Here is a 358-nt window from a genome sequence, read left to right as displayed (position 1 = left end):
ACCAGATCAAAGAAGAATTCAAACGCGTCGTGAATCTTGTCATCGAAGTATATAAAGACTTCGACTTGAAAGATTATTCCTTCCGTGTTTCTTACCGCGATCCAGAAGATAAAGAAAAATACTACGATGACGATGCCATGTGGGATCGTGCACAGTCGATGTTGAAAGAAGCGATGGATGAACTCGGGCTCGATTATTTCGAAGCAGAAGGCGAAGCAGCGTTCTACGGGCCGAAACTTGATGTCCAAGTGAAAACAGCGCTCGGCAAAGAAGAAACTTTGTCGACTGTCCAGCTTGATTTCCTGTTGCCGGAAAAATTCGATTTGACGTATATCGGCGAAGATGGCAAACAGCATCG

Annotated in this window: 1 protein-coding gene; it reads left to right on the top strand. The window is 44.7% G+C overall.

Annotated elements, in window-relative coordinates; genetic code table 11:
- Nucleotides 1-358, top strand: a 358-nt coding sequence (locus SB775_RS27970; RefSeq protein WP_410864409.1) for an aminoacyl--tRNA ligase-related protein, incomplete at both ends; no start/stop codon positions are given.

The organism is Peribacillus sp. SIMBA_075 (assembly GCF_046534585.1).
The sequence above is the reverse complement of the archived record's forward strand: the minus strand, read 5'-3'. Positions and strand labels throughout refer to the sequence as shown.